Raw genomic sequence first — 21,566 nt, 5'->3', positions numbered from 1 at the left:
CGGGCGGGCTGAAATCAGCCCGCCGCCGAAATCAGTTCGCGTGTGTAGTCGGTTTGCGCGTTTTCAAACAGGTCTTCGGCCGCGCCCATTTCGATCACGTCACCGTTTCGCATCACGATAACGTTGTGCGACATGGCGCGGACAACTTTCAGGTCGTGGCTGATGAACAGATAGGCGAGCCCATATTTGCGCTGCAAATCGCGCAACAGATCCACGATCTGCACTTGCACGGTCATATCCAGGGCACTGGTCGGTTCGTCCAGCACCAGCAATTTGGGGCGCAAAATCATCGCGCGCGCGATTGCGATGCGCTGACGTTGTCCGCCCGAGAATTCATGCGGGTAACGATCCATCGCAGCCGGATCCAACCCGACTTCGGTCATGACCTCAGCCACCAGCTCGCGCGGGGCACGATGGGGGTCAACCTTATGAATCGCAAGCCCCTCGGCGATGATCTGCATACAGGTCATCCGAGGGCTCAGGCTGCCAAACGGGTCCTGAAAGACGATCTGCATGTCCTTGCGCAAACGCCGCAACTCTTTGGTGGACCAGCTGCGGACGTCTTGATCTCGGAAAGTAATCCCACCCTCAGACGCAATCAGACGCATGATCGCCAGAGCCAGCGTCGTCTTGCCTGATCCACTCTCGCCCACAATGCCCAGCGTTTCGCCGGCCCGTACACTCAGGGTCGCGTCATTGACCGCTTTCACATGGCCAACAGTGCGCTTCAGGAAGCCACGTTGGATCGGAAACCAAACCTTCAGATGATCTGTCCGGGCAACCTCTTCAGCATCGGATGCCACGGGATCGGGATGCCCGGATGGCTCGGCCGCCAATAGCTTGCGCGTATAGGGATGCTGGGGGTTGTCAAAAATCTCGGTCGTAATGCCCGTTTCGACAATTTCGCCGTCCTTCATCACGCAGACGCGATCGGCAATTCGGCGCACGATGCCAAGGTCATGGGTGATAAACAACATCCCCATGTTTTCCGACTTTTGCAGCTCGGCCAACAGCTCGAGAATCTGGGCTTGAATTGTGACGTCCAGCGCAGTGGTCGGCTCATCCGCGATCAGAATGTCAGGCTTGTTGGCCAAGGCCATAGCAATCATGACACGCTGCCTTTGCCCGCCCGACAATTGATGCGGATAGCTATCCAGCCGCTCTTGAGGATCACGTATGCCGACTTTGTCCAACAACTCGATAATGCGGTCACGCGCATCGTTGCCGGTCAAGCCTTGGTGCAATGCCAGAGACTCAGCCATCTGCTTCTGAATTGTGTGCAACGGGTTGAGCGAAGTCATCGGCTCTTGGAAGATAAAGCTGATGTCGTTGCCGCGCACGTCCATTAGCTTGTCCTGAGAGGCGCCGATCATCTCATCTCCGTCGTAGGTGACGGACCCTTCGACAAGCGCACTGTCTCCCAGCAACGACACCGTACTTAGCGCCGTTACGGACTTGCCCGAACCCGACTCACCCACCAATGCAACGGTTTCGCCGCGATCAACGGTGAACGAGACGCCCTTGACCACCGCGCTGACCTGCCCATCCTGCTTGAACGAGACCTTGAGGTTGTTCACATCCAAAAGGCTCATGAGAAGGTCTTTCTGGGATCAAACGCGTCGCGCACGCCTTCGAAAATGAAGACCAACAGCGACAGCATGATGGCAAAGGTGAAAAACGCGGTAAAGGCCAGCCACGGTGCCTGCAGGTTCTGTTTGGCCTGCAAGGTCAGCTCTCCCAAAGACGGGGCCGAGGATGGCAGACCGAAACCAAGGAAGTCCAGCGAAGCCAGACCGCCAATCGTGCCTGTCACGATAAAGGGCATGAACGTCAATGTGGCGACCATGGCGTTTGGCAGCATATGGCGGAACATGATGGTCATGTTCCCAACGCCCAGCGCACGCGCGGCGCGTACGTATTCCAGGTTACGCGCCCGAAGGAATTCGGCCCTGACCACGCCAACCAGACCAGTCCAACTGAACAAGATCATAAGGATTACCAGCAACCAGAAACTTCGGCCCAGAATGGCGAACATGATGATGATCACGTAAAGCGAAGGCGTGGATGACCAAATCTCGATTATGCGTTGGAAGATCAGGTCCAGCCACCCACCGAAAAACCCCTGTATAGCGCCCGCAAAAATCCCGATCAGGCTGGCGGCACCGGTCACGATCAGAGTGAACAGGATTGATAACCTGAAACCATAGATGACCCGCGCCAGTACATCGCGTTTGGTGTCGTCGGTGCCCAACAGGTTCTGGCCATTTGGCGGCAACGGGGCGGCGCCAGGGCGATCAACGCTGGTGTTGAAGGAATAGGGAATCAACGGCCAAATGGCCCAGCCACGCTCAAACCCGTCGGCCTGAAAAGTCCCGGCCTTGATCTCATCAATGATCCCTTCCGGGTCATCAAAGCACTGATCCAGACCACCACTGTCGATCAGGCACATAACCTCGGGGTCGCGATAGATCGCTTCGGTCTGGAAATCGCCGCCAAATTCAGTCTCGGCATAGAAATTGAAAATCGGCGTATAGAACTCGCCCCGGTAGTTCACCAGGATCGGTTTGTCATTGGCAATGAACTCGGCAAACAGTGACAGACCGAACAGCACCGAAAAGATGATCAGCGACCAGAACGCGCGGCCATTACGCCGGAAATTGCGCCAGCGGCGCTGATTGAGTGGGGAAAGCGCCATTTACCCCTCCCGCTTTTCAAAGTCGATGCGCGGATCGACCAGCACATACATGATGTCGCTGATGATCCCGACAACCAGACCCATAAGGCCAAAGATAAACAGCGTGCCGAAAATCACCGGGTAATCGCGCGCGACAGCGGCCTCAAAGCCCAAACGCCCAAGCCCATCCAACGAGAAGATGGTTTCGATTATGATCGAACCTCCGAAAAATACGCCGATGAATACCGCGGGAAATCCTGCGATGACGATCAGCATCGCATTTCGGAACACATGACCGTAGAGAACGCGCCCTTCGCTCAGGCCCTTTGCACGTGCCGTCATGACGTACTGCTTTTTGATCTCGTCCAGAAACGAGTTTTTGGTCAGCAGGGTCAGCGTCGCAAAAGCTGAAATTGTCAGCGCGGTGATCGGCAGGGCGATATGCCAGAAATAATCTGCGATCTTTCCAAACAGGCTGAGGCTGTCCCAATTGTCTGAGGTCAGTCCCCGCAGCGGGAAGATTTGCCAATAAGATCCACCGGCAAACAGCACCAGCAACAGAATCGCGAACAGAAAGCCGGGAATGGCATAGGCCACGATAATGGCGCCACTGGTCCATGTGTCGAAATTGGACCCGTCCTTGATGGCTTTGCGAATGCCCAGCGGGATCGAGACCAGATACGCAATCAGCGTGGACCAGAGGCCCAGTGAAATCGAGACCGGCATCTTTTCCAGCACAAGGTCGATCACGCTGATTGACCGGAAATAACTCTCACCAAAGTCGAGCGTCAGGTAGTTGCCCATCATGTCGAGGAACCGCTGCACCGGAGGTTTGTCGAACCCAAACTCCTTTTCCAGCTCTTCGATAAATTCGGGCGGCAAACCACGTGCGCCAATATACCGGTCGTTCACACCCCCGGTTTGTTGGTCAATGTCGCTGCCACCACCGGCAATACCTTCGAATACGTCACCGCCGCCTTCCATCTGGGCGATGATCTGTTCAATCGGCCCGCCCGGAACGAACTGAACCAGCGTAAAGTTGACGATCATGATCCCAAGCAAGGTTGGGATGACCAGCAACAAGCGTCTTAGAATATATGCTCCCATGTGAGCGAATTACCTCAACGCACCCGAGGACTTCAACTCGGCTTCTTTGTCGGCGTTGATCCACCAAAGGTCTTCCACGCCCAGCGCATAAGGTGGAAGGTTTTCGGGGTATTCGTACATGTCCCAATAGGCAACCCAGTGTTTGCCCAGGTACCACGTGGGAACCATGATCCGCTTGGCTCGCAGTACACGGTCCAGGGCACGGACATTGGCGTTCAACTCTTCGCTTTCCGTCGCCGCAACAATATTGTCGATCAATGGCTCAATGTCGGGGCCATGTGCGCCCGATGGGTTGAACACCGAATACGATGCAGCCTCAGTTCCGTATTGCTGATACAAACCGGTAGATGGTTGCAGTGATTTTCCATACCCACCGTTGATCATGTCAAAATCGCGATCACGGCGGCGCAGCGTGAATTGCGCGTTGTCCACCCGGTTGTATGTGGCATCAATTCCCATGACGCGCAGATTATCGACGAACGGCTGAATGATCCGGTCCAGTGTCGGTTGATCCGACAGGAATTCAATCGACAGGACCTCACCGTTCGCATTCCGGCGGATACCATCCTCGCCCACCAGCCATCCTGCCTCATCCAGCAGGCTCATAGCTGCGCGCAGGTTGCGACGATCATTCTGCCGGGCCGGACGGGATTCATGCGCGCTGACGGGTTCTTCGGTCAGAACCGATGGGTCCAATGCATCGCCCAACGCCTCAAGCACCTCAAGCTCACGGCCCTCAGGCAGACCGGTTGCTTCTAGATGTGTGCCTTCCCAGAATGAGCTGCGTTGCTGAAACAAGCCATACTGCAGGCTTTCATTCGTCCACTCGAAATTATAGCCGAGTTGAACAGCCTCGCGGACACGCGGATCCTGAAACTGTGGACGGTCGAGGTTCATGATGAACCCGCTTGCAGAGGGAACGGTACCATCCTCCAACTCAACGCGGAGTACATTGCCGTTCGAAATGGCTGGAAAGTCGTAAGCCGTAGCCCAGCTTTTCGAGTTGTTCTCTTGCCGGAGGGTAAAAGTTCCCGCCTTGAAGCCTTCCATCGCGGCAATTGAATCGCTGAAATACTCAATCCGGATGGTGTCATAGTTATTGCGGCCGACATTGACGTTGACGTGATCCCCCCAATAGTCAGGGTTCCGCTTGTAAACGATCCGCCGGTTGATGTCGTAGTTGTCCAGCACATAAGGGGCCGAGCCGATCCCCGGCTCCAGGCGTGATTTGTCCAGGCGTCGGTTTTCAGGATCAGCCTCAAACCAAGCCTTTGAATACACAGGCGTTCCGCCGACCTGCGAGATGAGTGCCCGACGCGGAATATCCGGAGCAAAGTAAAATTTGACCCGATGATCATCCAGCGCCTCGGCGCGCGGTATCCGTTTGCGCACGGCATCCGCATAGGATTTCAGCCCCTGATCCAACAGAAGATTGTGCGAAAAGACGACGTCATGCGCCGTCACCGGCGTTCCGTCGGAAAAGCGCGCTTCGGGGCGCATGTTGAAAATGACCCAGTCCTGGCTTTCTGGGTATTCAAGGCTTTCGGCCAGCAAACCGTAGTAGGATGCGGGCTCATCATAGGAAGGCACAAGCAAAGATTCGTATTGATCAGCCGAGCGTGCGCCTGCACGACCTTGCCGCGTAAACGGATTGAAACTGTCAAACGTGCCCTGCGCGGCATAAGACAGCTCGCCACCGCGCGGCGCATCCGGGTTCACATAGTCGAAATGCGCAAAGCCTTCGGGGTATTTCAGGTCACCAAATTCTGAAAAGCCGTAGCTTTTGATAATCTTCTCTTCAGCAAACAGTTGAGTTGCTGCCAGCAAGAGCACGAACAGCCCGACCACCGTTGCATTCAGCCACATCCTGAAATCCATTTCGCGCGCTTTTGCGGTTTCTTTATTGGATCTCATATTGCTCATCCCCTGCTTCGACTGTGACTTTATCTTGTATCCGACAGCTAAAAGGCCAGCACTGTCAGATTCAAGTTTAGAATGCGTGAACGCTTTGTGAAGTTCTTCTTAGACAAAAAATAAAGCCGCTGCACAGGGCAGCGGCTTTAAAATTCGGGCAATCCAAGATCTGGATCAGTTGCCGATGGTCTGCAGATAAGCAATCAGATCGGCGCGTTCTTCTGGTTTCTTCAGACCAGCAAAGCTCATCGATGTTCCGGAAATATAGGCGCTTGGGCGCTCAAGGAATGCGTCAAGTGCTTCTGGCGTCCAGTTGCCGCCATGCGCCTGCATCGAGGCCGAGTATCCGGTGAAACCCTTCGCCGAAGCGACTGGGCGGTCAACGATTGCATAAAGGTAAGGTCCGGTGCCGTTCGCGCCGTCTTCCAGTTTGTGGCAAGCGGTACACTTACGGAAGACGCGTGCGCCTTTCTCAGGGTCGGCGGCGGCCAGCAGATCTTCGAACACCACTTCTTCACCGTCAGCGCTTTCGCCTGCGCTTTCGGTTTCGATGATGTACGAGGCCGTCTCGCCGTGACCATCGGCGTGGTACAGGCCTTCGGCGGCCCATTTGGCCAGAAGCAGCACCAGGAAGGTGCCAAACAGGCCTGCGGCGGCCTTGGTAACTGTCATCGTGTCGAACATTGATCGCGAGTCCATTTAGCTGTCTTGGGGGTGTCTAAGGCTTCCCCTGACAAGAGGCAAGGTATAGACACCGCGACTAAACGCCCAATCTTGGAACTTGTTGCACGGAATCGACCAAATGACCAAACGTATCGCATTTCAGGGAGAACCCGGCGCCTATAGCCACGAGGCCTGCCGCAACGCGCGCCCGGATATGGAGGCCCTGCCCTGCCGTACATTCGAGGATGTGATCGAATCAGTTCGCGTTGGCGATGCTGACCTAGCGATGTTGCCGGTCGAAAACACGACCTACGGTCGCGTTGCCGATATTCACCGTCTGCTGCCGCATAGTGGTCTGCATATCATTGATGAGGCTTTCGTCCGGGTTCACATCAACTTGCTGGGCGTTCCGGGTGCGACGCTTGCCGATATTACCGAGGCGCATTCCCATCTGGTATTGCTTCCCCAATGCGCGGGGTTTCTCAAGGAGCACGGCATTCGAGGACGGGTCAGCCCCGACAATGCCCGCGCCGCGCGCGAGGTTTCCGAACAAGGCGATGCGCATTCCGCAGCCTTGGCCAGCGAACTGGCGGGGGAAATTTACGGCTTGAACGTCTTGGCCCGGCATATCGAGGACAGTGACGACAACACGACGCGCTTTCTGGTTATGTCGCGTGAAGCCGATACGTCGCGACGCGGGGATCACGGGATGATCACCAGCTTCGTCTTCCAGGTGCGCAACATCCCAGCGGCCCTTTACAAAGCTATGGGCGGGTTTGCGACCAACGGCATCAACATGACCAAGTTGGAAAGCTACATGGTCGATGGCTCGTTCACGGCGACGCAGTTTTACGCAGATATCGTGGGCCATCCAGACGACCGCAACGTGCAGCTTGCCATGGATGAGCTTGAGCATTTCACAACCAACGTGGAACTTCTGGGGGTATACCCGGCAGCGCAACCGCGCGGATAGATTCTACATGGATTAGGGCGCGCCCAACCCCTCTGGTCTGGTCCGTATGCCAATTTAAGCCCCGTGCTGATAGCGCTCTTCGATCTCTCTGGCGAATTCGTTCAGCCGGGATTGAAGACGGCGTCGGAAACGGGACTTGCCCAATCTGAGCGATTGCAGGAAAAGCCGCGCGGGCAGCGACTTTGCAGACAGGCTCAGCTCAAGACTCAACCGTGTTCTCCGCTGCGATAGCGCCAGAAATTCAACCGAGGTCGTGCCGCTCATTCCCTTGCCCGTGGCCTCAAACCGCATTTGCGAGGCTGGGTCACACTCGACCATTTCGATATCGACCCGCCGCGTTTTCCCACGCAGTTGAAATTCGGCCTGCCAAGTGTTGCCCGGTACCACGGCCATGTGGCCAGACAAACGATGCACCTCGATCCCACGACGCATTGCCATACGCTCAAAACGTTCAAAATCGGCAACCATCTCAAACACCGTGTTGATTGGCGCCTCGATATCTTCGTGAGCTTTAAACTGCATGTTCGTCCGTAAAGCTGGTTCTGCAAGCGCAGTTATTTGGTCAGTCCAAAGTATCCGCAAGCCAGTGCTGTAATATGAAATGTGCAATAGCACCTTTACGGGCCGGCTTCAGCGTCGGATGTTCCCCCGCAAAAGCCTGCATCATTTCGGATTTACTGACCCACATCGCATCCTCAATCTCCACGGGATCTATCGTGATTTCGCGCGAAAGGGCTTGGCCCGCGCATCCAAACATTAACGAGGCTGGAAACGGCCAAGGTTGACTGGACAGATAAGTCACGGCACCGACCGGAACCCCGGCTTCCTCCATCACCTCGCGACGAACCGCGGCTTCCAGCGTTTCGCCGGGCTCAACAAATCCGGCAAGCAACGAATACATCCCATCGGGCCATCCCGGTGAACGCCCCATCAGCACCGCATCCCCATGTGTGATCAACATGATCACAACCGGATCGGTACGTGGAAAGTGCTGCCCACCGCAGGTCGGGCAACTACGCTGCCAGCCGCCCTGCGCGATGTCACTTGCCGCGCCACAACGTGCGCAGAATTTATGGGTCTCATGCCATCCGATCACCGCTTTGGCGGTCGCAGCCAATTCGGCATCCCGCGTGCTGAGTCGCGTCATGATCCGGCGCAGTTCGGCAAACACATAGCCCGGCGGCAAGTCAGGGTGCTGCTGTTCGGATGAATCAAAAAACGCGCCGACCTCGGAAACATCCAGATCTTCCGCTGCCCAATTCGAAATATCCGTCGCAAACAATGGCCCCTCGTCCGAAAGCCCAAGAAACACAGGCGATCGCACGATGCCACCCGGCCCGTTTGCCAACACATCGTGGTTCAGGGAAATCCAGGCCAACTGGTCCAGCGCTTCACCCTGAACCAATAGCTTTCCGCGCCACAGGACCAAACATTTTGCCTTCGGGTCGCCTCGAACCTCGGCCAGCTTATCGGGATCGGTACGAAGATGCGCCGCGCGGTTCAGGCCTGAACCACCGAACGTCACGTTTTCCGCGTATTTCATTGCAAGCCTTTCAGAGTGTTGGCACAGGGCTGCCACGGTGACCAAAATGTTGCAACGACAATTCAGGTCTTGTTGAAAAAAGATCGAGGAATGCCCGATGTCCCAAAGTTCACCTTGAAACTCGGGGCGAATACTCTTTTTGTTGAAATTGACTAATATTAAACTGCTAAAAGTAGAGTGTTGAATAACTCCTCATCTTCTAAATCGGTGCATGTTCGGATTCTGGGAACGTCAGATTTGCACATGAACGCAACCGGTTTTGACTATTACCGCGACGCTCCTGAACCCACGATCGGCTTTTCCCGAACGGCCACTCTGATCAGGCAAGCCCGGGCAGAGGCAGAGCGCCAAGGCGCGCTGGTTTTGCTTTTTGACAACGGAGATTTCCTGCAGGGCACACCTATCGGCGAATGGGCCGCCCGGCAGAGCGGTACTCAGCACCCTCTGATGCAGGCTTTCGACGCACTGCGCTACGACGCCATCGGATTGGGGAATCATGACTTTGGGTTCGGGCTTGAGGTTCTGGACCGCGTCATCTCTCAGTCTTCTTGTCCCGTGATTTGCAGCAACGCAGACAGGCTTGATCAAAAAAGCAGCTGGGACAAACACGTGATCCTGACGCGAACAGTGCGTTTGAATGGCCGGGACATCCCAATCAAAGTCGGTGTGCTGTCGGTTCTACCCCCCCAAACCGCGCAATGGGAGGCACACCATATTGGCGACCTTGTCCAAATTGATGACATACTGATCCGCGCCCGAAGTACGGCGCGGGCCTTAAAGTCAGCCGAATGTGACATAGTCATAGCCCTTGCGCATACCGGGCTGGGAGAAGTCGAGGCGGATACCAACCTTGAGAACGCAATCATCCCTCTTGCCGCCATCGAACCGATTGACGCGATCATCGCGGGCCATACGCATCTGACGCTGCCCGGCTCGGCACATGACGGGCTGGTGTTCGTGGACAACATTCAAGGGCGGGTTCATGGGAAACCAGTTGTCATGTCAGGCAGCGCAGGGTCACATCTTGGCGTCATTGATCTGACATTGCGCCATGAAGCAAATGACCGATGGACGGTCATAGACCACAGCTCCTATCTGCGCGAAGTTAACCCGGCCACATCGCAAGAACCGATCACGGAAGACCCTGAAATAGTAAAGATTTTTTCAGAAGGCCACGCGCGAACACGCGAACACGCCAATGAAACCGTAGGGCATACCACCACGCATTTGCACAGCTACTTTCGCTTTTGCGCGCAAGATCGCGGGTTGGCGCTGGTTGCGGCGGCGCAGGCCGCAGCACTAAGGGCGCACCTAGTGGGAACGGAATTTGCAACGCTGCCCGTTTTGTCGGCAGTATCTCCTTCGAAGTTTGGTGGCCGGGCTGGACCACGCTGTTTCACGGACATTGCCCCAGGAAAGTTATGCCTGCGCCATGTCGCTGATTTGAACGTCTTTCCAAACCAGATGCAGGCCACAGTAGTAACCGGCCTTCAGATCAGAGATTGGCTGGAGATGTCAGCCGGCGTTTTAAACCAGATGTTGCCTGGGCATCAGACGGAGCTCTTGAGTTCAGTGCGCGCAGGGTACAACTTCGATGTTCTGCACGGCCTGACCTACGAGATCGACCTGTCGAAACCGGCAAGATTCGACGCGAGGGGTAGATTGTTGGCCCCCGATTTCAACCGTATCAAAGATATTCGGTTCAACGGCCGACCAGTCGAGGACAAAGAACGATTCGTTGTCGCCCTGAACAATTACCGGGCCAACGGTGGCGGTCACTTTCCGTTTGTTGGCCGCGCAACGCGTGTTCCGCTGCCGGAACTGCCTATCCAACATATTGTGAGGGATTACCTGAGCGGTGTTTTGCCGCCCGATCCATTGGAAAAAACGCCCCCTGCCTACAGGTTACACCCTGTGCCCGGTGCATATGCGGTATTGAAAACAGGATTGCAGGCGCAGCAACATTTGGATGAGCTAAGCGTTTATGAGCCAGTAATCCTGGATCAGGACAGTGGAGGGTTCCTGATCGTCCGGTTGACGCTCTGACGGGTTGCCAATTGCGCGTTGCGCGCCTATATCGGCTGTCGAGAGGTTGGCGCGGGCGAGCGCCTCGCCAACCTGGTCAGGTCCGGAAGGAAGCAGCCACAACGAGCCCCGCTTGGGTCGATGTCCAACCTCTCACTTAATCCCTTACAAGTCTTTTGTTGTGGACTGCGTTGCAATAAGCCGCAGCCAGACAGCTGCATTTCGACGCGCAAAAGCACCGATATGCCCAACTTGCTTCAAATCGAACTCCTGCGGCGTCAAAAGATGCCGACGCGCGGTCGGACCGTATAGGTCGGCAAGTCGCCAAACGGCCTTGGGTGGGACGGTCTGGTCATCTGCAAAGCTGAACAGATCGACAGGCTTTTGCCATTCGACCCAGCGCGCCTCTGGTAGCGAAGTACCGATATCAGGCACATAGCTATGAGGATCTGTACACCACTTACGCCATTGCCAGTAGACCGGCGCGGGAAGGTCCGTTCCAAAACCCAATGCTTTGCCGGGCAGGTAGCCAAGGGCCTTAACGGTCAATGGCGCATGACCGAACCAGAACAGCGATGCCAACGCCCGATATGGCCAAGGATGATCGTTAAACGTCACAAGCCCCGAGCAGACACAGATCATACGGTCTATAAACTCGATATCGGGTTGAACAGGGCCCAGCATCCCACCCAGAGAATGACCGATGCTCCATTGTTTTGCACGCGGATATCTTTTGCGCATTTCCGCTCGGGCGGCTGGCATATCGGTCAGGGCCCAATCAGCCATCGTCACCTTTGCCTCACGCATGCGGCCCGTCATTGAATGGCCAAACGCGCGATAATCATAGGTCAGACAGGCAATCCCCTGCTCGTCAGCCAGCCAACCCGCAAAATGCTGGTAATAATCACGCGGCACACCAGTCGCACCATGTATGACTACTGCGATCTGCGGGTCGGCAGCCGGCAGGTACAAACGCGCAGACAAATGCGCATCGCCGATCGGGATGCGAAAATCTTCGGTCAGTACCGGTGGCTTGACGTCTAACATGGTGCTGCGTTGGTCATTCTAAACTGCTTAGTTCACCTAAATCGCCATGTTCTATCCTTCGGAGTCAAGACCCACCCTGCTTGACCAAACGTCCACTTGTTTTGGCCACAGTTCGCTTGACTCGGAGGCCATGCACCCGCTAGCGATTGGGTGATGGTTCTTGCCCCGGTTTCGGGGCCGGATGAAAAGGGAACACGGTGCGGTTCACCCGGCGATGCCGGATCAGACCAAATCCGAGACTGCCCCCGCAACTGTAAGCGGTGAGCGAAGCTGAAACACCACTGGCCAGACGGCTGGGAAGGTCAGCAAAGCGACGACCCGCAAGTCAGGAGACCTGCCATCGCACGAAAAACCGAAACTCGGGCGGGGTGTCCGGGCAGGTCTGCAGCATGGCTGAGCTACCTGATCCACACCCTTCGTCCCACGCGCGGAGGGCGCAATATGATCTGGAAGACCAAAACACACGAATACACCGCAACTGTGTGCCAAAAAACCGGCAAACCTTGCCCCGCTTTGGCGCGCATGGCGCGCGCGTTGGCAGAAGCAACGGCAAGCGCTAAACCGGTCACAACAGATGCATTCGAAATCGAAGGCAGCAGCGACCTGTCCCATTGCGCTGCCGGATGCACGGCCCGTTTTCGGGCGTACCCCGCGCAAATCCGGGTGTTCTGCGATACAGACCCGGATGTTTCTACGGACCAACTTGACGGCTACGCAGACATGATGTTCGGAACAGTGTTCACAACCAGACCCGCAGGATTTTTGGTGAACCCGCCATGCGCCATGCTGGAGGTTTCAGCACTTGCGCCTCGGGCTGCATCCACCGAACACCGCGCCAGCGCGTGAATCAACGAGGTGTTTGGGCCGGTTTGCTGGCCCATTTCAACTGTGCATCCGTTTCCACGGCACAGGGGCGAACTGCTCGCAGTCGCGCCAAGGCCTGATCTGGTGGCTCTCCATGTTCAACCAGCAGGCGCATGGCGATCATCCCGGACCGGCCGCATCCGCCCTTACAGTGAACAAGGATGCGTCCTCCGCTTTTCAAAACTGTGGCAAGCTCTGAACACACGTCCTGCCACTGGGCCTCAGTGGCAGGTGATGGTGCGCCGAAATCAACAATGGGCAGGTGTACCCATTTGATTTTGCTCAGCGCCAAATCTGAACTCAGCGAACCGGCACCGCCGTGCTGCAGCTCAGCCTCGGTTGTCATCGACAATACCATATCGGGGTGCCAGGACAGGATCGTCTGAAAATCCTGCGCGTAATTCCCGTCACGACCGGGCAACGGGCTGAACGCAACCATGCCTTCACCCACGTTGACGGGATATATAGCGAACCGCTCCATGTTCTCTCCCTTCGCCTGTGCCTTACGCTGAACCACAGCACAGGGCCGGTGTATCCGCCAATAGACCGGCTGCCAAAGCGAATTTCCTTTCCTGCTGTGGTGGACGCGGGCGGCACGGCTCTCTACGCTGCAATCTGATACGAATCCGACAGAGCAGACATGACCGACAGCCCCAGCCCCGCCTATCAGGTGCTTGCCCGCAAATACCGCCCGGAAACCTTTGCCGACCTTGTGGGTCAGGACGCGATGGTGCGGACGCTGAAAAACGCGTTCGAAGCGGACCGCATCGCGCAAGCTTTTATCATGACGGGTATTCGCGGCACCGGCAAAACCACCACGGCGCGGATCATTGCCAAGGGCATGAACTGCGTTGGACCTGACGGCCAAGGCAAGCCAACCACCGAACCCTGCGGGCAATGTGAGCATTGCGTGGCGATAATGGAGGGCCGCCACGTCGATGTGATGGAGATGGACGCCGCCAGTCGCACCGGTGTGAATGACATCCGCGAGATCATAGACAGTGTGCGGTACCGCGCTGCGTCCGCCCGTTACAAGATCTACATCATCGATGAGGTTCACATGCTGTCGACCAGTGCGTTCAACGCGCTGCTCAAGACACTTGAGGAACCGCCCGAGCATGTAAAGTTCATCTTTGCCACCACCGAGATTCGCAAAGTGCCGGTGACCGTCCTGTCGCGCTGTCAGCGCTTTGACCTGCGGCGGATCGAACCCGAGGACATGATCGGTCTTCTCAACAAAATCGCCTCAGCCGAGAATGCGCAGATCGCCGAAGACGCGCTGGCGCTGATCACAAGGGCGGCCGAGGGCTCGGCACGGGATGCAACCTCACTGCTGGATCAGGCGATCTCACATGGTGCCGGAGAAACCAGCGCCGAACAGGTGCGCGCGATGCTGGGTCTGGCGGATCGTGGCCGGGTACTGGACCTGATAGACATGATCCTGCGTGGTGATGCCTCAGGCGCGCTGGCGGAACTCAGCAGCCAATACGCCGAAGGGGCCGACCCGCTGGCTGTACTGCGCGATCTGGCCGAGATCACCCACTGGGTCTCGGTCGTCAAAATCACCCCTGATGCCGCAGAAGACCCCACGGTGTCCCCCGATGAACGCGCCCGCGGGCAGCAAATGGCCGAGGCCCTGCCAATGCGTGTTCTGACCCGCATGTGGCAGATGCTTCTGAAAGCGCTTGAGGAGGTCTCGGCCGCCCCCAACGCCATGATGGCCGCCGAAATGGCCGTGATCCGCCTGACCCATGTGGCCGACCTGCCCAGCCCGGAAGAACTGATCAAACGGTTGCAGGACGCGCCGCCCCCGCCGCCAAATGGCGGACCCGGCGGCGGAATGCCCGCCCCAACGCACGCCGCACAGGCCCCGGTGGCCACCGCCTATGCAGCGCCCGCGCGCGGCGGGGCCTGTGCCCCGACAGCAGCACTGGCGCAGGATGTGCAGACGGCTCTGGCGCGGTATCCCAGCTTTGAACACGTGGTCGAACTCATCCGCACGAACCGGGATGTGAAACTGCTGGTCGAGGTAGAAAACGGAGTCCGCCTGGTGTCCTACCAACCGGGACGGATTGAGTTTACACCCACGGATTCTGCACCCACCGATCTTGCTGCACGGATCGGCACGGCGCTGCAACGCTGGACCGGAAACCGTTGGGCCGTCACGATCGTGGCCAACGGAGAGGCTGCAACCATCGCTGAACTGCGCGATGCCGCAGATCTGGCAGTCAAGGCCGAGGCCGAGCAGCACCCTTTGGTTCAGGCGGTTCTGACGCATTTCCCGAAAGCCCGGATCAAAAGCGTAGAAACCCCCGAACAACGCGCCGCCAAAGTCGAAACCGAAGCACTGCCCGAGGTCGAGGACGAATGGGACCCGTTCGAGGAGGACTGATCCTCACTCTTGTCGGCTCTAGTGCGTTGGCCGAAGTCTGCGACAAAGAGAGACCCTACTGGAACGCTGCTGCAGGGTCTGCGTCAATGTTTGACGAATTGATCGCGCTCCTACTAACACCGGCACCGATTGCGTTATTCATGCTCAGCATTTTAGCCTTTGTCAGGAAGAAGCACGTCTTACTGTGGTCATCTGCCGCTCTTTGGTTGCTAACTGCGATTGTGGCTACTGCAAATTACTATGGCGTAATTCTTGACGATGTCCGGTGGGAAGCCATTAGTGAAGGTTGTATTGGTTCGCCCCTCTTGTTCGTCGGGCTTGCAATTGCAATATGTGCCACACTCATTCACGGCGCTCTGCGCCCCCGCAATTAGGAGAAAACACGATGCTCAAAGGACTAGGCGGTCTGGGCGACATGGCCAAGATGATGAAATCCGCACAGGACCTGCAGACCAAGATGACCGAAATGCAGGAAGAGCTGAACAATCTGATGGTTGTGGGCGAATCCGGTGCCGGTCTGGTCAAAGCCACCGCCACCGCCAAGGGCGAGCTCAAAGGTCTGGACATCGACCCCTCGATCTTTAACGGCGACGACAAGGAAGTGGTCGAAGACCTGATCCTCGCTGCCATCAAGGACGCCCAGGCCAAGGCGGCCGAGCGTTCTCAGGCGGAAATGGCCAAGCTGACCGAAAGCATGGGTCTGCCCGCGGACATCAAGCTGCCGTTCTGACCTTCATCTTTTCCCAAATACTCCCGCCGGAGACACCATCCGGCCCCAAACAGGACAGGCCGTGAGCTCGAACAGCGACATCGACAATCTGATCGACCTGATGGCCAAACTGCCCGGCCTCGGCCCCCGCTCGGCCCGCCGCGCGGTGTTGCACCTGATCCGCAAACGCGCCCTGCTGCTGACGCCCCTCTCGGACGCCATGCAGCAGGTCGCCGTCACCGCCCGCGAATGCCTGAACTGCGGCAACGTGGGCACCACCGACATCTGCGACATCTGCAACGCCGAGGCCCGCGCGACCGGAGAGCTCTGCGTTGTCGAAGACGTGGCCGACCTCTGGGCGATGGAGCGCGCAGGCGTGTTCAAAGGCCGCTATCACGTGCTGGGCGGAACGCTTTCGGCATTGGACGGCGTCGGACCGGACGAGCTGCGCATTCCACGCCTCAAGGACCGGGTCGTGGCAGAGGGCATCACAGAGGTCATCCTTGCCCTGAACGCCACGGTCGATGGCCAGACCACCGCCCATTACATCGCGGATCAGCTAGAGGGTCAGGTTCGCCTGACCTCACTGGCGCAGGGCGTGCCGATTGGCGGTGAGCTGGATTATCTGGATGACGGAACGATTACGGCAGCGTTGCGGGCGCGGAAGGACATCTGATTATGTCGACGACGGCTTTATATCAGCCAGCAATCCATACTGCGCACTTGGTCGCGCGTAATTCAGTAAGCTAGTTTAAGCGTCGAAAACGATGGATCACCAGCGCTTCGGACCAATGACCCCGGCAAACCGCCTGCAAAGGCGGATTGTTAACTTGTCTGCTCCCAAAGCAAATACGCAGCCCAAAGTCCTGATCAACACAACCCCCAAAGCTGGCACCTACCTTGCAGCGCTTGCACTTGAAAAAGTGGGTTACACCCCTGTTAGGTTGCATCTTGCTGACAGATTCTATCATGACAATCGTGATGTTCCGGATCACGAAATTCATCACGATCCGCGCACAAGACAAATCGATTGCAGAGCGGACCACATCGCAGCTGCGATGGTTCCTGGTGAGTTTTGCGTGGGACACATTGGGGACATCAACATTTTACGCAAGATTTCAGAATACAATGTTCATGTAATCAATATTGTTCGTGACCCCGTCACGCAGTTGGAATCACTATACCGTTTTGAACTGGCGAAAACGAAGCCTACTCCGTACACCGAGCTCTGGAGGAGTATGCCCGAAGTTGCGCGGTTCAAGGGTTTTCTGATGAGCTTCAATGTTACATCATTAATGAAACATAGCAGGGCTTTAATAAACTTTGGTCCTTTTTTCTGTTTCGAGGATATGCAGAACGGTCAAATGATCGAACGGTCAGATGGACCACGAACGGCTCCGTTTGCACCAGTCAAACTATCTGAACAAAGACGGCGCGTGATTGCAGATATTCAAACGGGATTGGCCGGCGCAATTGGAGAAAAGACTTCAACCTACATACCGGAAAATCAAGCCAAAAGAGAAAACGTGCACGTTGATGGCGCTGCTAGCGGATTTCTAGAGGCCGCAGGGTTTTATCGGTTTTCGAAACACTATCGGGACTCTGTGCTAAATGATTAAATAGTCGCTGGCGCGGCGCAAAAGGAACCCAATTTCGCCCCGACAGGGGCACTTAGTGAATTCGTACTTTAAGCTTTCTCAAATGCCCAACTGGTTATCTATGACTAGCCGGGATATGGATACCAAACACTGTCGCCTCAACCGACTATCGGCTACTTTCTTGATTGAGGTGTACAATTAGGAGTGTTGAATGCTTAGTCGGATCGCTGCAATCCTCGCAACCTTCACCGCAACCATCGCCCTCGCCCAAGACCTCGTCGATAAGGGCTATGTCGAAGGTTGGAACATCATGATGGACCCCGCGCTCGGGAACGGGTGCCTGATCCAGACGGTGTATCAGGACCTCTCGGTGGTGCGCATCGGATATGATGCGTTGGAAAATCGTGGCTATTTTGCAGTCTACAACAAGGCGTGGGGCGATATCGAACAAGGCCAGAGCTATCCGATCCGGTTCGAATTGGATGGTAAGAGTTACGACGCCACTGCCATTGGGTTCAACCAACGCGATGTACCCGGTGCGACAGTGTTTTTCACTGACCGGAACTTTGTAAACGCGATTGCGCAGAACAGAACTATGACCGTCTACAATCCAGCAGGAGAGGTTGTCATGGCGATTGACCTCAAGGGAACGGCCAAGGCATTGGACTACGCCCGGGATTGTCAGAACAAAAAACTCTAACGAATCGGGTCAAAGAGCGCGTCTTTTGACCTGCAGTCCTGAACCACATCCCGACCACATGGCACCGGGTCAAGATCGCGGGACAGACAAAGACGGACCTCTTCGATGTATCCCTGCTTGCAGGTCACCGTAATCATATCGCGTTCCAAACTGGGATTGGCTTCCACAAAGGCGTCTTCGACAACCGAGGCAGGCAGTTTGACTGGCGCATCCAGCTTGCGGAACACGTCGGGGCGCTGAACGCTTTCATAAGCCTGTCGTGACAGGTCGAAATAATCCGATGCGCTCAAGCCGGAACAGGTGCCGTGTTTCTTCCATTGATGCCACGCAAGGCCAGAGCTTCCCTGAATATCTTCCATCTCGCGCGTCATTCGCCGCGTTGGTGGTGGCTCGACGGTGCGACAATAGGCTGGCCAGCCTTGATGGTATTGCGGCCAAAGCCCATGCAGGATCCACCCATGGTCATGACGTGTATCGCATTGATCCGATCCACGGGCATCGCCCTCGCGCGCGCACCAATTGGGTGACCAGCTGAGCGATAGAACGTAGTAGTCAAACTCGCCCGGCTTTTCGCCGTCTGCAGCCACGGCCATCGCACTAAACACCCATAAAACGACCCAGCGCATTCGCCTCTTTCCTTCTTGCCTTGTCACGACTATATAAGCCCGAAGTTCCCCGACAACGGAAACCTGCCCCAAGACCTCGGGGCCGCCGAATTCCGGCGACGGGACAGATGTATTCATAAGGAGGCAGGCTGATGGCAAAACCCCTGATGGCCAAGGCAACCGCCGTATGGCTGGTGGACAACACCACGATCAGCTTCAAGCAGATCGCGGATTTCGTAGGTATGCACGAGTTGGAAGTGCAGGGTATCGCGGATGGCGATGTGGCGGCGGGCGTCAAAGGCTTTGACCCGATTGCCAACAACCAGCTGACCCAGGACGAGATCAACGCGGCCCAGAACAACCCGCTGCACAAGCTCAAGCTCAAGTTCAACGCGGCCGCCGCAGGCGAGGAAAAGCGCCGTGGCCCGCGCTATACCCCGCTGTCCAAACGTCAGGACCGTCCGAACTCGATCCTGTGGCTGGTCAAGTTCCATCCCGAACTTAGCGATGGTCAGATCGCCAAACTGGTGGGCACAACCAAGCCCACGATCCAATCGATCCGCGAACGGACCCACTGGAACATCTCAAACATGCAGCCAATCGACCCCGTCGCACTGGGCTTGTGTAAACAGTCCGAGTTGGACGCCATCGTGCAAAAGGCCGCTGCGAAGAAGGCGGCCGAAGGTGGCGTGATGTCCGACGACGAACGCCGCAAGCTGGTTTCGACCGAGCAATCGCTGGAAATGGATGCAGTGCCCAAGATTCCAACCGCCATTGAGGGCCTCGAAACTTTCTCGCTGTCGGAAGAGCCGGCTGAGGAGAAAGAGGAAGAACCGGTCATCGACGCCGACAGCTTCTTCAATCTGCCCAAAGGTGGTGGCGAAGACGAGGACGAAAGCGATCCACGCTTCTGATATCCAATCAGCCCCGGCCTGACTCGGCTGGGGCTTTTTCGACGAGGTATCAATGCTGAACCTGTTGTCTTCGATATTTGGCCCACACCGTGCCGTGTCGATTTATGCCTTCGTGAAAACATGGGGGCTTGCGGGTGTGGGTGTTGTCGGATTGATCGGTGTTGCTTCGGCGCTTTTGCTGCTGAACGACGACGGTGGACACGAGCATGAGGCGTTCATGACCGTTCCGGTATTGTCGGCGACCCCGATTAATGGGGACTTGCGGAATGGGGTCATCGCCTCGGTGCGTCTGCCAGATGGGTCAGCGGCTTCGGTTACCTCGACAGAGGCCCCGATTTCCCGGACCGTTGGCGAAACGGCCTGTATCGAAAAGCGGGTGTTTGTGGATAGCGGGGAACCAAGGTATCGCTTCAAACTACCGCGCTATTGCGAAGCAAGTTGAAAAAGCAAAACCGCCCGGTGACTACACCGGGCGGTTTTTCATTCAGATCATCTGAAAGATGATCCCGGCAATGATTGCCCCGCCAACGCCCAAACCCAGATAAGTTGCAAACACGTTTGGCTTGACCAGCGACCAAACGGCTGCCATCGCCGGGATTGAACTGACTGCGCCGGCGATCATAAAGGACATTGCAGCACCTGCGCTCATTCCCTGTTCCGTGAGGCCAGCCAAAAGCGGCGGCGCGACGTAAGAGTTCAGGTATGCAGGCATCCCGACCAATGCGGCGATCACGATGGGAACGACCCCGTCACCTCCGACAACGCGCGCGATCATGTCGGCTGGAACATAGCTGACCAGAAGTGCTTCCAACACATAGGCAAGCGCCAGCCATTTCAACAAGAATAACCCGTTTTGAACAAATTCAGACCGAAAGCGCGCCCGGCGTTCAGGTTCTCTCCAGAACTTCCACACCGGTTTGGCGTCTTGTTTTGGCCCACAGCCACAGCACCCGGCAGGCTTATAGACCCGCAATGGCTCGGCAAATGCACCGCGCCGCAATAAGCCACGAACAACAAACCCGCCGAACAGGCCCAGTGCCACGGCAGCAATCGCCTTGCCAATTGCAAAGGGCCACCCCAAAGCCGCCGCCGTGATCAGCAAGGTGGGCGGGTCGATCAAAGGGGAACTGAGCCAAAACGCCATAACCGCTGACAGGGGCGCCCCAAGTGCCAGCAAACCTGCGATGAACGGAATAACCTCACACGAACAGAACGGCGCAAGACCGCCAAACAGGGCCGCAAGGAAGATCATGCGGGTTTCGCGCCCTTCGAATGCTCGCGCGACCATAACCTCTGCGCCGGTGGCTTTGAGGTAGGACAACAGAAGAACGGCAAACAGAATGTACTGTCCGGTATGGGTCAGCGCCTTAACCGCGAAGGTGACAACCTCGCTCCAATTGCCAGGATCCAGTACAGCGACCGCTGCAAGGATGGCCAGGATCACGGCCCAAGGCGTCTTCAGCAGGTCCAGCGCAGCTTTGACCGGCAGCTTTGGGTTTTGAGTCAAGTCAGCCATCGTTAGCCGCCTTTCCAACTTCGTCGGCACAACATTCGGACAAGATGAATTGCGCAAGGTTTCTCAGCTCGGCATAGCAAGCGCGGTTGATCGTTGTGCGCCCGATCTTTTCCTGTTCGACAACCCCACCGGCGGACAGAAACCGCAGGTGATGCGCCAAGGTTGAAGGTGCAATACCGGTTCGTTCCTGAATCTCTCCGACCGTCAATCCGGATTCACCAGCACGGACCAGAGTCTTCAATACTTTCAGTCGGGCCTCGGAGCCCATGGCCGAAAAACCTGCTGCTGCGGCTTCCCACATAGCATCACCTCTATTAAACTA

The 21,566-nt window shown here is 56.6% G+C and carries 22 protein-coding genes, 1 other RNA gene and 1 riboswitch; of the genes, 11 read left to right on the top strand and 12 right to left on the bottom strand.

Annotation, left to right across the window (positions count from 1 at the left end; translation table 11 throughout):
- Positions 1–14 precede the first annotated feature (14 nt).
- From ACR0DG_RS14015 to ACR0DG_RS13995, 5 genes are all read right to left on the bottom strand, one after another.
- Complete coding sequence (locus tag ACR0DG_RS14015) at positions 15–1,592, bottom strand: ABC transporter ATP-binding protein (RefSeq protein ID WP_480697924.1); 1,578 nt, start codon at positions 1,590–1,592, stop codon at positions 15–17.
- Positions 1,589–2,695, bottom strand: coding sequence for an ABC transporter permease (locus ACR0DG_RS14010; protein ID WP_480697925.1), 1,107 nt, complete (start codon positions 2,693–2,695; stop codon positions 1,589–1,591). Before ACR0DG_RS14010 ends, ACR0DG_RS14015 begins: the two co-directional genes overlap by 4 nt.
- Entirely contained in the window at positions 2,696–3,781 is a 1,086-nt protein-coding gene (locus ACR0DG_RS14005) for a microcin C ABC transporter permease YejB (protein WP_480697926.1), read from the bottom strand. It abuts the gene before it with no gap.
- 9 nt (positions 3,782–3,790) lie between these two features.
- Positions 3,791–5,659, bottom strand: coding sequence for an extracellular solute-binding protein (locus ACR0DG_RS14000; RefSeq protein ID WP_480698128.1), 1,869 nt, complete (start codon positions 5,657–5,659; stop codon positions 3,791–3,793).
- Positions 5,660–5,869: 210 nt separating this feature from the next.
- Entirely contained in the window at positions 5,870–6,379 is a 510-nt protein-coding gene (locus ACR0DG_RS13995) for a c-type cytochrome (RefSeq protein ID WP_480698130.1), read from the bottom strand.
- A gap of 118 nt (positions 6,380–6,497) precedes the next feature.
- On the opposite strand from ACR0DG_RS13995, the gene ACR0DG_RS13990 reads away from it, so the two are divergent.
- On the top strand, positions 6,498–7,331 hold the full coding sequence (locus tag ACR0DG_RS13990; RefSeq protein WP_480697927.1) for a prephenate dehydratase: 834 nt from the start codon (positions 6,498–6,500) through the stop codon (positions 7,329–7,331).
- A 54-nt stretch (positions 7,332–7,385) separates the two neighbouring features.
- Here ACR0DG_RS13990 and ACR0DG_RS13985 read toward each other — a convergent pair whose 3' ends face one another.
- Complete coding sequence (locus ACR0DG_RS13985) at positions 7,386–7,853, bottom strand: SRPBCC family protein (RefSeq protein WP_480697928.1); 468 nt, start codon at positions 7,851–7,853, stop codon at positions 7,386–7,388.
- 40 nt (positions 7,854–7,893) lie between these two features.
- Positions 7,894–8,874: an NAD(+) diphosphatase gene (nudC, locus tag ACR0DG_RS13980; protein WP_480697929.1), complete on the bottom strand. Its 981-nt coding sequence runs from the start codon at positions 8,872–8,874 to the stop codon at positions 7,894–7,896.
- Between the two features lie 177 nt (positions 8,875–9,051).
- Between nudC and ACR0DG_RS13975 the strand changes: the two genes are divergently transcribed.
- On the top strand, positions 9,052–10,920 hold the full coding sequence (locus ACR0DG_RS13975) for a bifunctional 2',3'-cyclic-nucleotide 2'-phosphodiesterase/3'-nucleotidase (RefSeq protein WP_480697930.1): 1,869 nt from the start codon (positions 9,052–9,054) through the stop codon (positions 10,918–10,920).
- Between the two features lie 39 nt (positions 10,921–10,959).
- An RNA gene (gene ffs / locus ACR0DG_RS13970) (signal recognition particle sRNA small type) lies at positions 10,960–11,058 on the top strand.
- Positions 11,059–11,064: 6 nt separating this feature from the next.
- Here ffs and ACR0DG_RS13965 read toward each other — a convergent pair.
- Positions 11,065–11,946, bottom strand: coding sequence for an alpha/beta hydrolase family protein (locus ACR0DG_RS13965; protein WP_480697931.1), 882 nt, complete (start codon positions 11,944–11,946; stop codon positions 11,065–11,067).
- A 137-nt stretch (positions 11,947–12,083) separates the two neighbouring features.
- A riboswitch (cobalamin riboswitch) is annotated at positions 12,084–12,302 on the top strand.
- Positions 12,303–12,387: 85 nt separating this feature from the next.
- Here ACR0DG_RS13965 and ACR0DG_RS13960 point away from each other — a divergent pair.
- Positions 12,388–12,792 carry a hypothetical protein gene (locus tag ACR0DG_RS13960; protein WP_480697932.1) on the top strand — a complete coding sequence of 135 codons (405 nt, stop codon included), beginning with the start codon at positions 12,388–12,390 and terminating at the stop codon, positions 12,790–12,792.
- Position 12,793: 1 nt separating this feature from the next.
- Here the strand turns inward: ACR0DG_RS13960 and ACR0DG_RS13955 are convergent, their stop codons facing one another.
- Complete coding sequence (locus ACR0DG_RS13955) at positions 12,794–13,291, bottom strand: protein-tyrosine phosphatase family protein (RefSeq protein WP_480697933.1); 498 nt, start codon at positions 13,289–13,291, stop codon at positions 12,794–12,796.
- Positions 13,292–13,450: 159 nt separating this feature from the next.
- On the opposite strand from ACR0DG_RS13955, the gene ACR0DG_RS13950 reads away from it, so the two are divergent.
- The 5 genes from ACR0DG_RS13950 (at position 13,451) to ACR0DG_RS13930 (ending at position 18,209) form a co-directional block, all read left to right on the top strand.
- On the top strand, positions 13,451–15,202 hold the full coding sequence (locus tag ACR0DG_RS13950; RefSeq protein WP_480697934.1) for a DNA polymerase III subunit gamma/tau: 1,752 nt from the start codon (positions 13,451–13,453) through the stop codon (positions 15,200–15,202).
- 385 nt (positions 15,203–15,587) lie between these two features.
- Positions 15,588–15,932 carry a YbaB/EbfC family nucleoid-associated protein gene (locus tag ACR0DG_RS13945; RefSeq protein ID WP_480697935.1) on the top strand — a complete coding sequence of 115 codons (345 nt, stop codon included), beginning with the start codon at positions 15,588–15,590 and terminating at the stop codon, positions 15,930–15,932.
- A gap of 61 nt (positions 15,933–15,993) precedes the next feature.
- The gene (recR, locus tag ACR0DG_RS13940) at positions 15,994–16,587 is read left to right on the top strand and encodes a recombination mediator RecR (RefSeq protein WP_480697936.1); all 594 of its coding nucleotides are present in this window, start codon (positions 15,994–15,996) and stop codon (positions 16,585–16,587) included.
- 115 nt (positions 16,588–16,702) lie between these two features.
- On the top strand, positions 16,703–17,530 hold the full coding sequence (locus tag ACR0DG_RS13935) for a hypothetical protein (RefSeq protein WP_480707187.1): 828 nt from the start codon (positions 16,703–16,705) through the stop codon (positions 17,528–17,530).
- 190 nt (positions 17,531–17,720) lie between these two features.
- On the top strand, positions 17,721–18,209 hold the full coding sequence (locus ACR0DG_RS13930) for a hypothetical protein (protein ID WP_480697938.1): 489 nt from the start codon (positions 17,721–17,723) through the stop codon (positions 18,207–18,209).
- Here the strand turns inward: ACR0DG_RS13930 and ACR0DG_RS13925 are convergent.
- On the bottom strand, positions 18,206–18,835 hold the full coding sequence (locus ACR0DG_RS13925) for a ribonuclease T2 family protein (protein ID WP_480697939.1): 630 nt from the start codon (positions 18,833–18,835) through the stop codon (positions 18,206–18,208). The two genes, ACR0DG_RS13930 and ACR0DG_RS13925, sit on opposite strands and share 4 nt — an antisense overlap.
- 131 nt (positions 18,836–18,966) lie before the next feature.
- On the opposite strand from ACR0DG_RS13925, the gene ACR0DG_RS13920 reads away from it, so the two are divergent.
- Positions 18,967–19,728: a DUF1013 domain-containing protein gene (locus ACR0DG_RS13920; protein ID WP_480697940.1), complete on the top strand. Its 762-nt coding sequence runs from the start codon at positions 18,967–18,969 to the stop codon at positions 19,726–19,728.
- A gap of 52 nt (positions 19,729–19,780) precedes the next feature.
- Entirely contained in the window at positions 19,781–20,170 is a 390-nt protein-coding gene (locus ACR0DG_RS13915) for a hypothetical protein (protein WP_480697941.1), read from the top strand.
- A 42-nt stretch (positions 20,171–20,212) separates the two neighbouring features.
- Here ACR0DG_RS13915 and ACR0DG_RS13910 read toward each other — a convergent pair whose 3' ends face one another.
- Both ACR0DG_RS13910 and ACR0DG_RS13905 read right to left on the bottom strand, forming a co-directional pair.
- On the bottom strand, positions 20,213–21,244 hold the full coding sequence (locus tag ACR0DG_RS13910; protein WP_480697942.1) for a permease: 1,032 nt from the start codon (positions 21,242–21,244) through the stop codon (positions 20,213–20,215).
- The gene (locus ACR0DG_RS13905; protein WP_480697943.1) at positions 21,237–21,545 is read right to left on the bottom strand and encodes an ArsR/SmtB family transcription factor; all 309 of its coding nucleotides are present in this window, start codon (positions 21,543–21,545) and stop codon (positions 21,237–21,239) included. Before ACR0DG_RS13905 ends, ACR0DG_RS13910 begins: the two co-directional genes overlap by 8 nt.
- Positions 21,546–21,566: the final 21 nt, after the last annotated feature.

It is taken from the genome of Ruegeria sp. BG8 (genome assembly GCF_056538325.1).
The sequence above is the reverse complement of the archived record's forward strand: the minus strand, read 5'-3'. Positions and strand labels throughout refer to the sequence as shown.